This window comes from Ruegeria sp. BHSB172, from assembly GCF_059613165.1.
In genome coordinates, this window is the sequence record NZ_JBXWRZ010000006.1 from 50,609 (window position 1) to 68,134 (window position 17,526).

Genomic DNA, 17,526 nt, shown 5'->3' on the forward strand with positions numbered 1-17,526 from the left:
CTGAACAGCCGGCCTGGATCGCTCCGGGCCGGTTTTTTCGTGCCGCTACTCCAGCTGTTGGCGGAATACCCGTACCATGTTTTCGCCCATGACCTTGCGGATCTGCGTTTCGGTCAGGCCTTCGTCCTGCAAGGCCGAGGTCAGCGCCGCCAGTTCCGACGAGTCGAACGCGGTCTCGACCGAGCCGTCGTAGTCGGACCCGAGCGCCACATGATCTTCGCCCACCGTTTGGATGGCAGCCTTGATCATTTTCGCGATGCCCGTCGGGGTGATGTCGCCGCAGGTGACATCGGCCCAGTATCCCATCCCGATGACACCGCCGGTCGCCGCGATTTCCTTCATCAGGTCGTCGGGATAGTTGCGCTTGACCGGGCAGAACCCGTGCAGGCCGCCATGGCTGACGATCAGCGGCTCGTCTGTCATGGCCAGCACGTCGTGCGCCACTTGCGGGCTGGAATGGGCCAGGTCGATCACAACCGGGCGTTTGGCCAGTTCGGCCACCACCTGCCGTCCGAATTCGGTCAAGCCCGTGTTCCCGGTGCCGTGCAGCGAGCCGCCCAGTTCGTTGTCAAAGAAATGCTGCAGCCCGAACACCCTGTGGCCGGCATCGAATATCGGCTCGAGATTGGCCAGATCGCCCTCCAGCGGATGGGCGCCTTCGATTCCCAGAATGCCGCCCACGACCTTTTCGCCGCGCGCCCGGGCGTCCAGAACGGCCTCGAGATCCGCGCGGGTCTTGATGACCTTGAGGTGCTCGTCCGAGGCGGCCTCGAACCGGTGCAATTTCTCGGCCTGATAAATCGCGCGTTCCTTAAGGCTGTCCCAGGTACGCAGCGGCCACAGCTGGCCGATGGCCAACAGCGTGATGTTGTCGAATGCCTCGGCCGAGTTTGCCTCGTAGTTCTGCCCGGCCGGTGACTTGGTCACGGCGGTGAACACCTGCAGGGCCACGTTGCCTTCGATCAGCCGGGGAATATCCACCTGGCCGCGGGTTCCGCGCTCGGTCAGGTCGCGGCTCCACAACAGTGGATCGGCATGCAGGTCGCCCACGAGCAGGGTTTCGTGCAGGGCCGCGGCGGTGTCGGACACCGGATATGGGTCGTGGTTGATCACGTTGTTGCGCGCGCCTTCGACATAGGCCGGCACGAAACCAAAGAACACCACGGCTCCGAGGACAAGCGCGGCCACCACAAGGCCGGCCAGCCATTTCAGTAGTCTCTTCACGTTTTTCCTCCCCAAGCGTTTCCGGCAGCTTATGGGCGAAAACTGATGAGAAAAGCCTGACTTGGCGTCGCTTGGCTGATACAGAGGTCGCAACGGATGTTGGCGCAAACATTTCAGCGCCCAACGTGGTCAAATACGGAGGACACCATGCACAAGCCGGTTCAATGGGGCATTCTGGGGGCTGCGAAATTCGCGCGCCAATTCATGGGGCCGGCGATCCATGCGGCTTCGGGCGCGCGGCTGGCGGCCTTGGCGACCTCGGATCAGGCCAAGGCCGAGCCGTTTCAGGACTTCTGCCCGGACCTGAAGGTCTTTGACGACTATGGCGCGCTGCTGGCCTCGCCCAAAATCGAGGCGGTCTACATTCCGCTTCCGAACCACCTGCATGTGGAATGGAGCCTTAAGGCGCTGGAGGCCGGCAAGCACGTTCTGTGTGAAAAGCCGATGACCATGCGCGCCAAGGAGTTCGACGCCCTCATCCACAAGCGCGACCAGACCGGGCTGCTGGCGGCCGAGGCCTATATGATCGTGCACCACCCTCAGTGGCAGCATGTGCGCAACCTGATCGCCGATGGCGCCATCGGTGATCTGGTGCATGTCACAGGTGCGTTCAGCTTCGACAACCGCGCGGACACCGGCAATATCCGCAACCGCGCCGAAACCGGCGGCGGCGGGCTGCGCGACATCGGCGTCTATGTCATCGGGTCGGCCCGTTTCGCGACGGGGCAGGAACCGGACACCGTGCAATCGGCCATCCGTTGGGAGGATGGAATCGACGCGTTCACGGAAATACGCGCGCAGTTTCCGGGCTTTACTTATTCGGCCTATGTCTCGATCCGCATGCACCCCCATCAGGAAATGGTCTTTCACGGGGAACGCGGCCTGATCCGCCTGACCGCGCCGTTCAACGCGCGGGTGTTTGGCGAGGCTCGGGTCGAACTGCATCGCCCGGGTTTGGAAGTTCTTGTGACGCGTTTCCCAGCCGACGATCACTACAAGCTGCAGGTCGAGGCGTTTTGCCGAACCATTCGCGCGGGGGACGAATACCCGTGTCCGCTGGAATTCTCGCGCGGGACGCAAGCGATGATCGACCGGGTGTTCGATGGCGCGACACCGCTCTGACTTGCGTGACGTACCACTGCGCGCCTAGACTGGCCGGCAGCTGAAACGGAGGAGACCATGGCCGGAGGCTGGGCGCGTGACGGCGCGGTAAGCGAACAGATCGAAGCGTCGATTTCCGACGAGCTGGCCCGGATGCAGGCGCGCAAACGCCCCGTGGGCGACAGCCTGACCCATTGCGCGGAATGCGAGGAACCGATCCCGGAAAAACGGCGTCAGGCCATCCCGGGCGTCAAGCTGTGCCTAGACTGCCAGCAGGAGCACGACGGCGCCTACAAAGCCCGCGGCGGTATCAACCGGCGCGGGTCCAAGGACAGCCAGCTGAAATAGGGTTGCCCCGACCAGGTCAGCGAACCCGGCCGTTCCGACGCGTTCGCCTCCAGCGTATCAACAGCCGCACATCCATCGCGGCGACCATGATCCCCAGCGGAATCATCCAGAACCCCACCACTGGCAGGAATCCGAAAATTCCGCCGATGATCAGCAGGACGCCCACGACGAAGCGCAACCCGCGCGGAACCTTCTGGCGAATGCGGGCCAGAACCGGGCGCAGCTGCGCCTTCAGCGCGGCCCAGCGCCCGGTCTTGGGTGTCACTCTTCCATCGCCTCCAACTCGTCGATGAAGCCCGAGATCATCGACAGGCCCTTGTCCCAGAATTTCGGGTCGCTGGCATCCAGGCCGAACGGGGCCAATAGCTCTTTGTGGTGCTTGGAGCCGCCCGCGCGCAGCATCTCGAAATACTTGTCTTCGAACCCTTCCGCGCCGCTTTCGTACACCGAGTACAGCGCGTTCACCAACCCGTCACCGAAGGCATAGGCATAGACATAGAAGGGCGAGTGAACAAAGTGCGGGATATAGGCCCAGAAGGTTTCGTACCCATCCATGAATTCAAACGCCGGGCCAAGGCTTTCGGCCTGAACGCTCATCCACAGGGCGTTGATGTCGTCCGGCGTCAGTTCGCCCTCGCGGCGGGCGGCGTGCAGCTTGCATTCAAAATCGTAAAAGGCGATCTGGCGGACCACCGTGTTGATCATGTCCTCGACCTTGCCGGCCAGCAGAACCTTGCGCTGCTCGGGCGTTTCGGCCTGATCCAGCATCTTGCGGAAGGTCAGCATTTCGCCGAAGACGCTGGCGGTCTCGGCCAGGGTCAGGGGGGTCGAGGACAGCATCTCGCCCTGACCGGCGGCCAACACCTGATGCACGCCGTGGCCCAGCTCGTGCGCAAGCGTCATCACGTCGCGCGGTTTGCCCAGGTAGTTCAGCATCACATAGGGGTGCACATCGGTCACGGTGGGGTGCGCGAAGGCACCCGGGGCCTTGCCCGGTTTCACCGCAGCGTCGATCCAGCCTTTCGAAAAGAACGGCGCCGCAATCTCGGCCATGCGGGGATCGAAGGCGGCATAGGCCTCCATCACCGTCTTCTCGGCGTCTTCCCACGACACGGTGCGGGTGTCTTCCATCGGCAGCGGCGCATTGCGGTCCCAGACCTGCATCACATCCAGCCCCAGCCATTTGCGCTTGAGCTCGTAATAGCGGTGGCTGAGCTTGGGATAGGCGGCCACGACCGCCTCGCGCAAAGCTTCGACCACCTCGGGTTCGACATCGTTCGCCAGGTGCCGCGCGGTCTGCGGGGTTGGCATCTTGCGCCAGCGGTCGATGATTTCCTTTTCCTTGGTCTGGGTGTTGTGGACCCTGGCAAAGGTCTTGATGTTGTCCTGAAACACACGGGCCAGTTCGCGAGCCGCCGCCTCGCGCTTGGACCGGTCCTGTTCGGTCAGCAGATTCAGGGTGCCCTCGATGTTCAGCTCTTCGCCATCCACGGTAAAGGTCAGCCCGGCGATGGTTTCGTCGAACAGCCGTTCCCACGCGTCGCCGACCACCCCCAGATCATGCAGGAATTTCTCCAACTCGTCCGAAAGTTGATAGGGCTTCATCGCGCGGATGCGGCGGAAGACGGGCTCGTACCGGGCCAGGTCCGCGTTGGCCTTGAAATGAGCGGCCAGTACGTCGTCGTCGATGCGGTTTATCTCGAGCGTGAAGAACACCAGAGGCGTGGTGAACAGCGTAACCTTTTCCTGCATGTCTGAAAGGAACTTGGCGCGCTCGGCATCCGTGGTCAGCTGGTAATAGCGCAGCCCGGCAAAGGACATGATCCGCCCGGCGACGGCGTTGATCTTTTCGTTGCGCTTCACGCAGGTCAGAAGGCCCTGAGCGTCCAGATCGGCCAGCTTGCCTTCGTAATCGGCGGCAAAACCCGCGCACTCCTGTTCCAGCCACTCAAGATCGCGGGTCAGTTCCGGCGCGTCCTGTCCCTTGTAAAGATCGTCCAGGTTCCACTCCGGCAGGTTGCCAAGGTTGTCGGCGCCGCCACCGGCATTTGCGTCTCGGACGGGGAAGGGAAGCTCGTGCATGAAACACCTCGATTGTCTGCGTTGGACCACATCTAGGCGCAGGGCGCGCGGATCACAAGCAGCCGAGGCGTCAGCGCGTCATCGCAAGATCGGATAACTGCCCGTTGGCGGCGGCCGAGAAATGCGCGGCCATCTCTTCGAATACGGGGCCGCGGACCTCGGGCGGTTCCATCATCACCTCGTGTTCGCCGTCGGGGATTTCGACCAGCCGGCCGCTGGGCCAATTCGTCATCCGCGCCCGGATCGCCTTGCGGTCCACGATCTGCTCGTGGGTGCCAAGATAGGTCAGGCAGGGAATGTCCGGCGCGGTCTGCGCCACAAGCCATTCACATTCGTCCAGCGCCTCGCGCAGCCAGATGGTGGACGGGGCGCCCAAGGCCAGTTCGGGGTGCGCTTTCAACTGATCCTGCATCATCCGGTACATCCCGGGGTCGCGGGTCAGAACGTTGCCCTCGAACGGCTGGGTCAGCACATAGCTGTCCAGCGATGTCGTGGGCGGCGTGCGTTCGCCCAACCCGAATCGCGGCCCCCAATAGGCGGTCATGCGGCTGAGCGGCTTCATGAGGGGGGTGAAGAAAATGCCCCACATGGGGCCGGTGAAAGCGCAAGAGGCAAACCGGCCGGTCTCCAGAACCGCGCGCAACCCGATCGCGCCGCCCATCGAATGGCCGATCACGTGCCAGGGTTTCGGCAGGCCCAGGTGCTTGGCCAGTTTCAGTGTTTCGCGCACGTCCTGCTGATAGTCGGTGAACTTGTCCACATGTCCGATGCGCGGATCTTCCAGCAACCTGTCGGCCAGGCCCTGTCCGCGCCAGTCCACGGCCAGTACGGCAAAGCCGCGCCGCACGAACTCGCCCGCCGCATTGCCATATTTTTCAATGTATTCGGTGCGGCCGGGAAAGATCATCACCGTCCCGGTCGCCTCACCCTCGGGGCGCCAGTGGCCCCCGCGGATGCGCGTGCCGTCGCTGGTGGTCAACCAATGCGCGGCGCCGCCGACGGGACCGCCGGCCACGTCTTCAAAGAAAGGGGCCGGCGACAGTTCCATCAGGCCAGTACCGAGGCAAGTTTCATGGCAATTCCCATATCGCCATCGACGCTCAGCTTGCCGGCCATGAACGCACCGGTGGGGTTCAACTCGCCGTTGAGGATCTGTTCGAACGTTTCCGCGTCGGCACTCAGGGTGACTTCAGCGTCCTCGTCGCTGACCCGCGCGCCATTCGCGTCCAGCACGATCGAGCCAAGGTCGGCAATGGCGAATTTCGCCGAAGAATCGAATTCGCCCCCCGACAGTTTTTCGTTCAGCGCGGCTGCCGCTTTTTCAAGAGTGTCGCTCATGGTCTTCCTCATTTGTTGGTGCGCCGTGAATGGACATCCGCGGTCGCAACGCTACACTGAACATTGTTATGAGCATTGCAATCAACAATCTCAAAGGTACCGTTGCGGCATTTGCGGTCCTAGTCACGTTTTCCACCACTGCGTGGGGACAGCAGGCCGATCTGCGCGACGAGGCGGAACTGCTGCGGCAACTGGCCGAGGCGACGCCGCAACAGGCCATTGGCCTGGATCGGCAGTTGCAGGCGCTGTGGTCGCAATCCGGCTCGGCCTCGGCGGATCTGCTGCTGGAACGGGGGCGCGATGCGATGGATCAGGGGAACATCGACGCTGCCCTGGATCACCTGACAGCGCTGACCGACCACGCGCCCGATTTTGCCGAGGGCTGGCATGCGCGGGCCTCGGTCTTTTTCGGGCTGGAACGGTTCGGCATGGCGGCGGCGGATCTTGAACATGCCCTGACCCTGAACCCGAACAATTACCAAGCCATTTATGGTCTGGGCCTGATCTTCGAGGTTCTGGGTCAGCCCGACCGGGCCTATGAGGCCTATTCGCGCGCGCTGGCTATACATCCCCATCACGAAGAAGTAACCAATGCCGTGAATCGGCTGAAACCGCAAATCGCGGGCAAGGCGCTTTAAGGTCCGGGCAGGGGGCAAAGGTGAACGGGGCATCCCGAATCGTGGCCGTACTTGGCCCGACCAACACAGGCAAAACCCACTATGCGATCGAACGCATGCTGGGGCACCGGACCGGTGTCATCGGCCTGCCGCTGCGGCTGCTTGCGCGCGAGGTCTATGACAAGATCGTCGCCATCCGCGGCCCCTCGGTGGTGGCTCTTGTGACGGGTGAAGAACGCATCGTGCCGCCGCGCACGCAATACTGGGTCTGCACGGTTGAGGCGATGCCCGAGGGGATGGGCACCGATTTCGTGGCCATCGACGAAATACAACTGTGCGCCGACCCCGAGCGCGGTCATGTCTTTACCGACCGGCTGCTGAGAATGCGCGGCACGCACGAGACGCTGTTTCTGGGTGCCGACACGATGCGCGGCCCGATCGCGGCGCTGGTTCCGCAGGCGCAGTTCGTCCGGCGCGAGCGGATGTCGCAACTGGTTTACACCGGGTCCAAAAAAATCAGCCGCATGCCCCCGCGCAGCGCCATCGTCGGGTTCTCGGTCGAGAACGTCTATGCCATTGCCGAGCTATTGCGGCGGCAAAAGGGTGGGGCGGCCGTGGTCATGGGCGCACTCAGCCCGCGTACGCGGAATGCGCAGGTCGAGCTGTACCAGAATGGCGAGGTCGACTATCTGGTAGCCACCGACGCCATCGGGATGGGGCTGAACCTCGATGTGAACCACGTGGCGTTTTCGTCCCTGTCCAAATTCGATGGCCGTCGTATGCGGCCGCTGGCTCCGAACGAACTGGCCCAGATCGCCGGGCGCGCCGGGCGCGGCATGTCGGATGGCACCTTCGGCGTGACGGGCGAGGCATCGCCGCTGGACGAGGGCGTGGCACAGGCCATCATGGATAGCCGGTTCACGCCGATCAAAAAGCTGAACTGGCGGAATGCCGCCTTGCGGTTCGGGTCGGTCGAGGCGCTGATCGACTCGCTCGAGGCCAGCCCGGACAACGAACACTTGGTCAAAGCCCGGCCCGCCGACGATTTGAACGCGCTGAAATCGCTGGCCCAAGTGCCCGAGGTTGCGGCCCGTGCCAGTGACGGCCCGTCGATCCGCCTGTTGTGGGATGTCTGCCGAATCCCCGATTTTCGCGGCATCAGCCATGCCGAACATGCCAGCCTGCTCGAATCGATTTTTGGGCATCTGCACGAACGCGGTACGATCCCCGAGGATTTCCTGGCGCGCCAGATCCGCCGGATCGACCGAACCGACGGCGATATTGATGCGTTGTCCAAAAGGTTGGCGTATATTCGCACCTGGACATATGTTGCGCAACGAAACGGCTGGGTGCGCGACGAATCCCATTGGCGCGCGGAAACCCGCGCTGTAGAAGACAGGGTGTCGGACGCTTTGCATGAACGTCTGACGCAAAGATTTGTGGACCGGCGTACATCTGTTCTGCTGCGCCGGCTCAAACAGAAGGAGGCCCTTTTGGCCGAAGTGAATGACAAGGGTGAAGTGACCGTCGAAGGCGAATTCGTCGGTCGTCTGGAAGGGTTCCGGTTCATCCCGGACAACAGCGCGCAGGGCACCGAGGCGAAAGCGCTTAAATCGGCCTCGCTGCAAGCACTCGCGCCGCAATTCCATCTGCGTGCCGATCGCTTCTACAACGCGCCCGATACCGAAATTGATTTTACCGAACAGGGTGGCCTGATGTGGGGCGAATATGCCGTCGGCAAGCTGGTTGCCGGGGCCGAGCCGCTCAAGCCGATGGTCGAGGTGTTCGTGGACGAGGCCGCAGGGCCGGAGGTCGAACAGAAGGTTCAGCGCCGCCTGCAGCACTTCATCGACCGCAAGATCGCGACCCTGTTCGAACCCCTGCTGAACCTGTCGCGCGACGAAGAGCTGACGGGCCTGGCCCGGGGCTTTGCCTTCCGCATGGTCGAGGCGTTGGGCATCCTGCCGCGCGCCGGTGTCGCCCAAGAAGTTAAGGATCTGGACCAGGACGCCCGCGGCGCGCTGCGCAAACACGGCATCCGGTTCGGTCAGTTCACCATCTTCATGCCGCTGTTGTTGAAGCCTGCCCCGACGCGTCTGCGTCTGGTGTTGTGGGCCTTGGCCAACGGCCTGCAGGAGTTTCCCGAAGCGCCGCCCCCGGGCCTCGTGACAGTCCCCGTCGCCAAGGATGCGCCCGAGGGCTATGACACCATGTGCGGGTACCGCAACGCGGGCGAGCGCGCCATCCGCATCGACATGCTGGAGCGCTTGGCCGACATGCTGCGGGCAGAAGACAGTCGTGGCGGGTTCGAGGCCAAGCCCGACATGTTGTCGATCACCGGCATGACGCTGGAGCAATTTGCCGACCTGATGCAGGGGCTGGGCTACAAGGCTGAACGCGGCGAACGCGTCAAGGTCCGGCCAGCGATGGCCGAGCCTCAGCTGACGGATGAATCCGACGCGCAGCCGGCAGAGACCGGACCCGAAGCTTCTGATGCCCCGGTGGATGCGGCAGGCGAACCCGCCGAGCCGTCAGCCGAGGCCACCGAAAGCGCCGAGGCGCCCGCCGAGGCCCCGGCCGCCGAACCGGCATCGGACGAGCCCGAGATCGAGGTGTTCTATACCTTCACTTGGGGCCGTCAGCGGCAAGGCAATCGCGGCCCGCGCCGGGATGCACAGCAGCCGCGCGGCAAGGGCAAGCCGGGCGGTAAGCCGCGCGAAGGCCGTGGCAAGCCGCAAGGGGGTAAGGGGGGCAAGCCGCAAGGGGCCAAGACCTTCTCGTCGCGCCCACCGAAAAAGGAAAAGGCCATCGACCCCGACAACCCCTTCGCCGCGGCGCTGATGGGCCTGAAGGAAGGCAACTGATCCGCCATGGCAGAGGCGCTGGCCAAGCTGCGGATCGACAAGTGGCTGTGGCATGCTCGGTTCTTCAAGACCCGCAGCCTGGCCGCCAGACAGGTCAGCGCTGGCCATGTGCGCATAAACGGAAACCGGGCCCAGAAGCCGGCGCAGACCGTCGGGCCCGGGGATGTCCTGACCGTTGCGCAGGGGCGAGTGGTCCGGGTCGTCCGCGTCGAAATCCTGGGCGAGCGTCGCGGCCCCGCGTCCGAGGCGCAGACGCTGTACACCGATCTGATGCCCGCGCAGAACGCTCTGCCGGGAAATCCGGGTTTCGAGGGAAAAGGTCGTCCGACCAAGAAGGATCGGCGTGCGCTTGATCTTTCTCGCACCCCAAGGGGATGATCTTCTCTTGAAGACCGGTGCGGGTTGAATTAGCTAGTCGCCGAAACCGATATGGGAATTCGACCATGACCTATGTTGTCACCGAGAACTGCATTGCCTGCAAATACACCGACTGCGTCGAGGTTTGTCCGGTCGATTGCTTCTACGAGGGTGAGAACACGCTGGTCATCCATCCCGACGAGTGCATCGACTGCGGTGTGTGCGAGCCGGAGTGCCCTGCTGACGCGATCCGCCCCGATACCGAGCCGGGCATGGAAGAGTGGGTCGAATTCAACCGGAAATACGCCGAGATCTGGCCGGTGATCGTGTCGAAGAAGGATCCGCTGCCCGATGCCGAGAAGCACGACGGCGAAGAGGGCAAGATGGAGAAGTATTTCTCGGAAGCCCCGGGCGAAGGCGGCTAAGCGATTCGGCCGTCGCAATCGCGGCTTTCAGGTCATCAAAGCTCTGAAAAACCTCGATATCTTGCCTGTCGCTGTTAGGCCGGCTTTCAGATGTCGTATTTTTGTGATATGATCAAACTCAGAAATCGACCGAGATGGGGATGACTCCGTAAGTATGTTCGCTTTGGAGTGCTGAAATCAATAAAGCCGGCAACCCGACGGGGGTCATTACAGACCCCGGTTCGGCTTTTGCCGTCTGTTCCCGCTCTGAAACCAAGGAAGCAAGTGCATGTCAAAATCGAAGAAGCTCGAGTTTCGCCCGAACGATTTTGTTGTCTACCCGGCCCATGGGGTTGGGAAGATCATATCGATCGAAGAACAGGAAGTTGCGGGATTCAAGCTGGAACTATTCGTGATCTCGTTCGAAAAGGACAAGATGACACTGCGGGTGCCGACCAACAAGGCCACCGAGTCGGGGCTGCGGTCGCTGAGCTCGCCGGACGTGATCAGCCAGGCCATGAAGACCCTGAAGGGCAAGGCCAAAGTCAAACGGGCCATGTGGTCGCGCCGGGCACAAGAATATGAACAGAAAATCAATTCCGGAGACCTGATCTCGATCGCCGAAGTGGTCCGTGACCTGCATCGCACCGACGAACAACGCGAGCAGAGCTACTCCGAGCGTCAGCTGTACGAGGCCGCGCTTGACCGGCTGACCCGAGAAGTCGCGGCTGTCTCGGGGTCCGACGAGATTGCCGCTGCCAAGCAGGTTGACGAAGCCTTGACCTCGCGCGCAGCCTGATCCGATGTGATCCGACAGATTTGACCGCCCCGGTTACGGGGCGGTTTTTTCATGGGCGCGCCTTGGTCGGGCGACCGGTTGCGGGTTAGGTTTTCGGGGATGGTACTGATCGAGAGGCGGTGATGAAACAAACGGTTAGGGCACTGTATGTCGGTCGCGCGGCGGTTTCGGTGTGGTTTCGGTATTTCCTCATCTTATTCGATTTCGCCTCGATCGTGTTCTTCGTTTCCACGGCCAACATACCCCACGGGCCGGCGCTGATCGCGGTCAGCTGGGGCGTGGGGCTGATCATCCTGCTGGATTTCCTGGCCCGATTGTGGATCGCCAAGGATCGCCGGAAACTGTTGTTCAAGATCTACACGATGGCCGATCTGGTGGTGATCGTGTCGATCGTCCTCGATCCGTTTCTGACCGGCAGTCTGGCCTTCCTGAGGGTTCTGCGGGCGCTGCGGCTGATCCATTCCTACCATCTGCTGCGGGATCTGCGGAGAGACAGCACGTTTTTTCGCACGCATGAAGATGCGGTGATTGCGGCGGTGAACCTTTTGGTCTTCGTGTTTGCAACGTCAACCGCCGTTTTGGTGTTCTTCATTCCATCCAGCAGCGAAACTCCCTATATCGACGCGCTGTATTTCACGATGGCTACTCTGACCACCACGGGGTTCGGAGACATCACCCTGCCCACGCCGGGCGGCAAGCTGTTTTCGGTGTTCATCATGGTCGTCGGAGTGGCGCTGTTCGTGCGCCTGGCGCAGGCCGTCTTCATGCCGCAAAAGGTCCGATATAAATGCCGCAGCTGCGGATTGTTCCGGCATGACCCGGATGCGGTGCACTGCAAGCATTGCGGCGCAACCTTGCGGATCGAAACAGGTGGCGTGACCTAGGCCGCAGCGGCCAGGACCAGAAGAAACACGATCTCGGACACTTGCTGGGTGGCGCCCAGGATGTCGCCGGTCTGGCCACCGATCTTTGCCTTGGCAATTGCAGCGACCGTCATCACCGCCAGGCCCGCGCACACCGTCGCGGCAATCGCGGGCCAGCCCGCCAGGGCCATGCCCAGAAAGCAGGCCAGAACCAACCCCGCGATCACCGCCGAGCCCGGAGGCGTTCCGACCTGATGGCTCAACCCCGCGCCGCGCGCATTGGGCAGCCCCGCCATCAACGGCGGCATCATCGCGCGCGAGACCACCGCCGCTGCCACGAGGCACGCAAGCCCTCCGCCGGTCAGAAGGGCGACGATCGCGGCTACCCGCATTAACTGTGAAAAAACCAACGCCAACACACCGAACGTGCCGATGTGGCTGTCCTTCATGATCTCGAGCCGCCGCTCGACCGAATAGCCGCCCCACAGCCCATCAGCGGTGTCGGCCAGCCCGTCTTCGTGCATGGCGCCGGTCACGATGGTCAGGGTTGCGGCGATCAGGGAGGCCGTGCACCAGGGCGGCAGACCGGCACCCGACGCCACCCAGCCGACCAGACCGGCCAGCAGGCCAACGACCAGTCCCGCGAGGGGAAAGGCCCAGACCGCGTGCGCCTGACGGGCGAAAACCTCATCCGGCAGCCGGGGCAGGGGCAACCGCGTGAGAAGAACCAGCGCCAGCGGTATGTCCCGGGGCGAAAACAGCCGTGTGTCGTTTTTGTGCACCTGCGCGCCTTTCAAGGGGTTGTTGGAGCCTCGCGTTCGGTTAAACACGCAGGACGACTGTGATGCAACGAGGCTTTGAATGCTGCCCGAACTCGATGATCTGAATACTTTCCGGGATGCTTTGCGTACTGCGCCCGGTCCGGACGGGGACGCGCTGCGGGGCGCTTCCGACCGCAACGGCCAATTGACCAAGCCGCCGGGAGCCCTGGGTCGGCTCGAGGAACTAGCGATCTGGTATGCGGGCTGGCGCGGCGACGCGCAGCCGCGGATCGAGGCGCCGCAGGTGATCGTGTTTGCCGGCAATCACGGGGTGACAGCGCAGGGGGTTTCGGCCTTTCCGCCCGAAGTCACCGCGCAGATGGTCCTGAATTTCGAACATGGCGGCGCCGCAATCAACCAACTGGCCATGGCGGCCGGGGCCAGGATGACGGTGCATGCGCTGGATCTCGATCGACCGACGGCGGATTTCACGAAAGGCCCGGCCATGACCGAGGCCGAACTTCTGGACGCGCTGCGCACCGGGTGGCGGGCGGTCGACCCCGATGCAGACCTGCTTGTGGTCGGCGAAATGGGCATCGGCAATACGACCCCGGCGGCGGCGATAGCCTGTGCCCTGTTCGGCGGAGAGGCCGCCGACTGGACCGGGCGTGGCACCGGTGTGGACGATGCCGGGCTTGCCAACAAGACGCGCGTCGTGGCCGAAGGTGTTGCACTGCACGGGTCCTCGGGTGATGGGCTTGAGATCCTGCGCTGCCTCGGTGGGCGGGAACTTGCGGCCATGGCCGGGGCGATCGCGGCGGCACGGGTGCTGCGGATACCTGTCATTCTGGATGGGTTCATCTGCACGGCGGCAGCCGCCTGCCTGGATCGTGTGGCGCCCGGCGCGCTGGATCACGCGTTGGCCGGCCATCAAAGCGCCGAGGGCGCCCACGCCGCCATGCTGGCAAAGCTGGACAAGGCCCCCTTGCTGAACCTCGGGCTGCGGCTGGGCGAAGGGTCGGGTGGCGCGCTGGCGATCAACATCCTGAAAAGCGCCGTTGCCTGCCATTCGGGCATGGCCACCTTTGCCGAGGCCGGCGTGTCGGAAGGATGACGCCCATCTGATCCGGCCCCGCGCCGGATCAGGCGGATTTCTTTTCCTTCTTCTCGGCCAGTTCCAGCAGCGCGGTTTCCAGGTCCTTCTCCAATTCGCGCGCCTTTTCGATGTATTTCTTGTTCTCGGCCGTCGGCTGGCCGGGAACCCACAACTCGGCCAATTCGCGGATTGCCTGCCGGTCGTGGTGATAGAATGTCTGTTGGGCCTGCGCGGCTTCGTATTCGCTCAGCCCGATATTTTCCAGCACATAGCGGCCCGCCCGAAGCGAACTGTCGAACAGCTCGCGGACGATATCATCGGCGCCGGCCTGGTAGAGTTCGTACACATGGGTGCGGTCATGAGCGCGCGCGACGATGTGCAGATCGGGGCGCTGCCGCCGGGCATAGGCAACCAGCCGGGTCACTTCTTTGGGGTTGTCCATCGCGGCCACCAGGACTGAGGCCTTTTCCAGCCCCGCCGCCCGCAGCAGTTCGGGCCGCGTCGGGTCGCCCAGAAACCCCTTGACGCCAAAGCGCCGCATCAACTGGATGGTCTCGATGTTGTGGTCCAGAACCACCGTCTTGAACCCGCTGGCGCGGACCAGACGATTGACGATCTGGCCGAACCGGCCGATCCCGGCGATGATGACGGGCCCCTGTTCGTCGATGTCCTCGGGTTCGACCTGAGGGGCCCGGTCGCGGATGCGGCGCGACAGGACATCATACAGGATGAACAACAGCGGCGTGATCAGCATCGTCAGCGCGATGATCATCAACAGCTTTTGTCCAAGGGCAGGCGGGATCACGCTCTGCTTGGTCGAAAAAGCCAATAGCACGAAGCCGAATTCGCCCGCCTGTGCCAGGCCCAATGTGAAAAGCCAATGATCGCGCCCACGTAGATTGAAGGCGCGCCCGACGATGTAGAGGATGATGCCCTTGATCAGGATCACCAGCAGCGCCAGCCCGATCAGGTCGAAGGGATCGTTGAAGAAATACCCTACGTCAATGCCAGCCCCGACGGTGATGAAGAACAGACCCAGCAGCAACCCCTTGAACGGCTCCAGATCGCTTTCCATTTCGTGCCGGAACTCGGAACTGGCCAGGACGACGCCCGCCAGAAAGGCCCCCAGCGCCGGCGACAGGCCCACCAGCGTCATCAGGAACGAGATCCCGACCACGATCATCAGGGCCAGCGCCGTATACATCTCGCGCAAGCGGGTCGCGTGGATGAACCGGAACAGGGGGCGGGTCAGGTAGACGCCGACCAGGATCACGACCGCGATCGCGCCCAATGTCACCAGCGTCACCGCCCAGCCGGGCAGGCCGTCGACCAGCGACAACGCATGGTTCGCGTCGCCGTGCCCGTCGCCACCGCGCGTGATCGAGCCATCATCCTCGATGAAGATGCTGGCCGGCATGGCCAGCAGCGGCAGAAAGGCCAGGATCGGGATCACTGCGATGTCCTGCGTCAACAGAACCGAGAACGTCGCCCGGCCACCATTGGTGCGCATCAACCCTTTTTCGGACAAGGTCTGAAGCACAATCGCCGTCGAAGACAGCGACAGGGTCAGCCCAACCGCCAGGGCGACCGTCCACGGTTGCCCGGTATAATAGGTCACGGCCGCGATGGCCGCGGTCGAGATTGAAATCTGCAGCCCGCCCAGCCCCAGCAGCTTGTGCCGCATGTCCCAAAGCGCGCGCGGTTCCAGTTCAAGCCCGATCAGGAACAGCATCATGACCACGCCGAATTCGGCCACATGCTGCAGGTCTTTGGTTTCCGCCCCCACCAAGCCCAGAATCGGCCCGATGGCAAGGCCGGCGGCGAGGTAGCCCAGAACCGACCCCAGCCCCAACCGCGCCGACAGGGGCACGGCGATCACCGCCGCCGCCAGATAGATCGAGGCCTGGTACAGAAATTCGTTCATCTCGTTCCTTTCGGGGCCGTCAAGTGGGTAGCGGGGCGTCGCGCTTGAGTTGATCCATCACGATTTGGCTTTGCACGCGGGCCACGGCAGGATGCGGCAGGATCACCTCGTGCAGCAAGGCGTTGAGCGCGGAAAGATCCGCACAATAGACGTGCAGCAGGTAATCCGCCTCGCCGGTCATCGTCCAGGCGCTGGTGATCTCGGGGCGGGAATTGACCATGCGGGCAAAGCTGGCCGATTGCTCGGGGCCGTGGGTGCCCAGATGCACCTGGATGAACCCCTGCACGTGCAGACCCAGCTTCAGCGGGTCCAGCTTGGCCGCGTAGCCGGTGATATACCCCTCGGCCTCAAGCCGCTGACGACGGCGGCCCGCCTGGCTGGGCGACAGGTTCAGCAACTCGCCCAACTGATGGGCCGTCAGATGGGCATCCTTTTGCAGGGCCGCCAGCAGGCGTGTGTCGATTGCATCCAGCATGTGCGAGTTTTTTTCAATCTTTATTATTTTCGCGCGAATTTCACGCATCAATTAGAAGTTTACATGAAAAATATGCGCAAAAACAGTGTGAAAAAATGCGTATTCTTGAATCAGCAAAGAAATTCCTTTCGTCGAGGAGACACGCCATGGGTCCTTTCCCCCACAATGCCCCGAAATCAGTTGTCAGCGCAGAAAACCCCGCCGGGACCGACGGATTCGAGTTCGTCGAATTCGCCCATCCCGAGCCGCAGGAGTTGCGCGATCTTTTCGCGAAAATGGGTTTTGAAATGGTTGCCCGCCACAAGGATAAGCCTGCAATCGAGCTGTGGCAGCAGGGCGACATCACCTATATCCTGAACGCCGATCCAGACAGTTTTGCCGCGAAATTCGTGGCTGAGCACGGGCCCTGCGCCCCGTCGATGGGGTGGCGCGTAGTCGATGCACAAAAGGCCTATGAACACGCGGTCTCAAAAGGGGCCGAACCCTATGATGGCGCCGACAAGACCATGGACGTGCCCGCGATCAAGGGCATCGGTGGATCGCTGATCTATTTTATCGACCAATATTACGAGACCTCGCCCTACAACGAGGAATTCGAGTGGCTGAAGCAGTCCAAGCCGCGCGGCGTGGGCTTCTATTACCTCGATCACCTGACCCACAATGTCTACAAGGGCAACATGGACAAGTGGTTCAAGTTCTACGGCGACCTGTTCAATTTCCGTGAAATCCGCTTCTTCGACATCCAGGGTAAATACACTGGTCTGTTCAGCCGCGCGCTGACTTCGCCCTGCGGCCGGATCCGCATTCCGATCAACGAGGACCGCGGCGAGACCGGGCAGATCGTGTCCTATCTGAAGAAATACAAAGGCGAAGGCATCCAGCACATCGCCGTCGGCACCGAGAACATCTATGACTCGACCGATGCCATCGCCGAGCGGGGGCTGAAGTTCATGCCCGGCCCCAACGATGCTTACTACCAGATGTCCTTCGACCGCGTGAAGGGCCATGACGAGCCGGTGGACCGGATGAAGAAGCACGGCATCCTGATCGACGGAGAAGGCGTTGTTGATGGTGGCGAGACCAAGATCCTGTTGCAGATCTTCTCGAAAACCGTGATCGGGCCGATCTTCTTCGAGTTCATCCAGCGCAAGGGCGACGATGGCTTCGGCGAGGGCAACTTCAAGGCCCTGTTCGAATCGATCGAGCGCGAACAGATCGAGTCCGGTGAAATCGACGCCGCCTGATTTTCGGCGATAGGCCTTTCGGAACCCGC

Annotated in this window: 18 protein-coding genes; 10 read left to right on the forward strand and 8 right to left on the reverse strand. The window is 62.6% G+C overall.

Features of this window, described 5'->3' with window-relative positions; all coding sequences use genetic code 11:
• Window positions 1-45: 45 nt before the first annotated feature.
• Window positions 46-1,224: a dipeptidase gene (locus AC2FM3_RS05165; RefSeq protein WP_496679609.1), complete on the reverse strand. Its 1,179-nt coding sequence runs from the start codon at window positions 1,222-1,224 to the stop codon at window positions 46-48.
• Window positions 1,225-1,371: 147 nt separating this feature from the next.
• Between AC2FM3_RS05165 and AC2FM3_RS05170 the strand changes: the two genes are divergently transcribed.
• Both AC2FM3_RS05170 and AC2FM3_RS05175 read left to right on the forward strand, forming a co-directional pair.
• Window positions 1,372-2,346: a Gfo/Idh/MocA family protein gene (locus AC2FM3_RS05170; RefSeq protein ID WP_496679612.1), complete on the forward strand. Its 975-nt coding sequence runs from the start codon at window positions 1,372-1,374 to the stop codon at window positions 2,344-2,346.
• Window positions 2,347-2,403: 57 nt separating this feature from the next.
• A complete protein-coding gene (locus AC2FM3_RS05175) occupies window positions 2,404-2,673 on the forward strand; it encodes a DksA/TraR family C4-type zinc finger protein (protein WP_496679614.1) in 270 nt (89 codons plus the stop codon).
• A 16-nt stretch (window positions 2,674-2,689) separates the two neighbouring features.
• Here the strand turns inward: AC2FM3_RS05175 and AC2FM3_RS05180 are convergent, their stop codons facing one another.
• The 4 genes from AC2FM3_RS05180 to AC2FM3_RS05195 all read right to left on the reverse strand — a co-directional run bounded on the left by AC2FM3_RS05180 (window position 2,690) and on the right by AC2FM3_RS05195 (window position 6,093).
• Window positions 2,690-2,938, reverse strand: coding sequence for a hypothetical protein (locus AC2FM3_RS05180; RefSeq protein WP_496679616.1), 249 nt, complete (start codon window positions 2,936-2,938; stop codon window positions 2,690-2,692).
• Window positions 2,935-4,755 carry a M3 family oligoendopeptidase gene (locus AC2FM3_RS05185; protein WP_496679619.1) on the reverse strand — a complete coding sequence of 607 codons (1,821 nt, stop codon included), beginning with the start codon at window positions 4,753-4,755 and terminating at the stop codon, window positions 2,935-2,937. Before AC2FM3_RS05185 ends, AC2FM3_RS05180 begins: the two co-directional genes overlap by 4 nt.
• Window positions 4,756-4,825: 70 nt before the next feature.
• Entirely contained in the window at window positions 4,826-5,803 is a 978-nt protein-coding gene (locus tag AC2FM3_RS05190) for an alpha/beta hydrolase (protein WP_496679622.1), read from the reverse strand.
• Window positions 5,803-6,093, reverse strand: coding sequence for an SCP2 sterol-binding domain-containing protein (locus tag AC2FM3_RS05195; protein WP_496679625.1), 291 nt, complete (start codon window positions 6,091-6,093; stop codon window positions 5,803-5,805). Before AC2FM3_RS05195 ends, AC2FM3_RS05190 begins: the two co-directional genes overlap by 1 nt.
• Before the next feature lie 68 nt (window positions 6,094-6,161).
• On the opposite strand from AC2FM3_RS05195, the gene AC2FM3_RS05200 reads away from it, so the two are divergent.
• The 6 genes from AC2FM3_RS05200 to AC2FM3_RS05225 all read left to right on the forward strand — a co-directional run bounded on the left by AC2FM3_RS05200 (window position 6,162) and on the right by AC2FM3_RS05225 (window position 12,018).
• Window positions 6,162-6,731, forward strand: coding sequence for a tetratricopeptide repeat protein (locus tag AC2FM3_RS05200; protein WP_496679627.1), 570 nt, complete (start codon window positions 6,162-6,164; stop codon window positions 6,729-6,731).
• 20 nt (window positions 6,732-6,751) lie between these two features.
• A complete protein-coding gene (locus AC2FM3_RS05205; protein WP_496679630.1) occupies window positions 6,752-9,574 on the forward strand; it encodes a helicase-related protein in 2,823 nt (940 codons plus the stop codon).
• Between the two features lie 6 nt (window positions 9,575-9,580).
• Window positions 9,581-9,952: an RNA-binding S4 domain-containing protein gene (locus AC2FM3_RS05210; protein ID WP_496679631.1), complete on the forward strand. Its 372-nt coding sequence runs from the start codon at window positions 9,581-9,583 to the stop codon at window positions 9,950-9,952.
• A 65-nt stretch (window positions 9,953-10,017) separates the two neighbouring features.
• Complete coding sequence (gene fdxA, locus AC2FM3_RS05215; RefSeq protein ID WP_149775806.1) at window positions 10,018-10,356, forward strand: ferredoxin FdxA; 339 nt, start codon at window positions 10,018-10,020, stop codon at window positions 10,354-10,356.
• Between the two features lie 268 nt (window positions 10,357-10,624).
• Window positions 10,625-11,134 (forward strand): CarD family transcriptional regulator, encoded by a 510-nt coding sequence (locus AC2FM3_RS05220; RefSeq protein WP_149775807.1) that lies wholly within the window; start codon window positions 10,625-10,627, stop codon window positions 11,132-11,134.
• Window positions 11,135-11,256: 122 nt separating this feature from the next.
• Window positions 11,257-12,018 (forward strand): ion channel, encoded by a 762-nt coding sequence (locus AC2FM3_RS05225; RefSeq protein ID WP_496679633.1) that lies wholly within the window; start codon window positions 11,257-11,259, stop codon window positions 12,016-12,018.
• Here the strand turns inward: AC2FM3_RS05225 and cobS are convergent.
• A complete protein-coding gene (gene cobS, locus AC2FM3_RS05230; protein ID WP_496679634.1) occupies window positions 12,015-12,779 on the reverse strand; it encodes an adenosylcobinamide-GDP ribazoletransferase in 765 nt (254 codons plus the stop codon). The two genes, AC2FM3_RS05225 and cobS, sit on opposite strands and share 4 nt — an antisense overlap.
• A gap of 79 nt (window positions 12,780-12,858) precedes the next feature.
• Here cobS and cobT point away from each other — a divergent pair, with 79 nt between their 5' ends.
• Window positions 12,859-13,872: a nicotinate-nucleotide--dimethylbenzimidazole phosphoribosyltransferase gene (gene cobT / locus AC2FM3_RS05235; protein ID WP_496679636.1), complete on the forward strand. Its 1,014-nt coding sequence runs from the start codon at window positions 12,859-12,861 to the stop codon at window positions 13,870-13,872.
• 28 nt (window positions 13,873-13,900) lie between these two features.
• Here cobT and AC2FM3_RS05240 read toward each other — a convergent pair whose 3' ends face one another.
• Together AC2FM3_RS05240 and AC2FM3_RS05245 are read right to left on the reverse strand one after the other, a co-directional pair.
• Window positions 13,901-15,778, reverse strand: a complete 1,878-nt coding sequence (locus tag AC2FM3_RS05240; RefSeq protein ID WP_496679638.1) for a monovalent cation:proton antiporter-2 (CPA2) family protein — start codon at window positions 15,776-15,778, stop codon at window positions 13,901-13,903.
• 19 nt (window positions 15,779-15,797) lie between these two features.
• Window positions 15,798-16,253 carry an Lrp/AsnC family transcriptional regulator gene (locus AC2FM3_RS05245; RefSeq protein ID WP_496679641.1) on the reverse strand — a complete coding sequence of 152 codons (456 nt, stop codon included), beginning with the start codon at window positions 16,251-16,253 and terminating at the stop codon, window positions 15,798-15,800.
• A 146-nt stretch (window positions 16,254-16,399) separates the two neighbouring features.
• Here AC2FM3_RS05245 and hppD point away from each other — a divergent pair, with 146 nt between their 5' ends.
• A complete protein-coding gene (gene hppD, locus AC2FM3_RS05250) occupies window positions 16,400-17,497 on the forward strand; it encodes a 4-hydroxyphenylpyruvate dioxygenase (RefSeq protein WP_496679642.1) in 1,098 nt (365 codons plus the stop codon).
• Window positions 17,498-17,526 lie beyond the last annotated feature (29 nt).